The organism is Pseudomonas sp. KB_15 (assembly GCF_052114525.1).
GTDB lineage: Bacteria > Pseudomonadota > Gammaproteobacteria > Pseudomonadales > Pseudomonadaceae > Aquipseudomonas.
This window is the reverse complement of record NZ_JBFREX010000274.1, coordinates 1-410: the sequence shown is the minus strand read 5'-3', so window position 1 is coordinate 410 and position 410 is coordinate 1. Positions and strand designations below refer to the sequence as shown.

Sequence of the window (410 nt, the reverse complement as noted above, 5' to 3'; positions counted from 1 at the left end):
GCGCTGGCCTTTGCCTTGGGATCCTTGCGAGGGGGCGGCGCAGCCTTGCCGAACGTCAGCCCGGCGGCCTCGAGGTTGGCCACCGACTTCGGCCCCACGCCGGGCACCCGGTCCGCGAGGTCGCCGGCATCCTTGAAGGCGCCATGCTTCTCGCGCTCATCGAGGATCCGCTTGGCGGTAGCCGGCCCGATGCCCTTCACGCCGGTCAGCGCGGCTTCGTCCGCCACGTTGACGTCCACGTTGGCATAGGCCGCGCCGCCGAACGCGAGCGACACCAGCAGCGCCACGAACATCCGGCGCATGCACTGGATCAGGGAAACATCGAAGGGATTGCGCATCAGAAAACTCCTTTCCTTATTGGACTCAAGGCTCCGTGCCGGGATGGCGACGGAGCCTTGTCAGGATAGGAG

General features: G+C 66.8%; 1 protein-coding gene. It reads right to left on the bottom strand.

The features are described from left to right. On the bottom strand, nucleotides 1-338 hold a 338-nt coding region (locus AB4Z35_RS30850; RefSeq protein ID WP_442101278.1), incomplete at its 3' end, for a ComEA family DNA-binding protein. Nucleotides 339-410 lie beyond the last annotated feature (72 nt).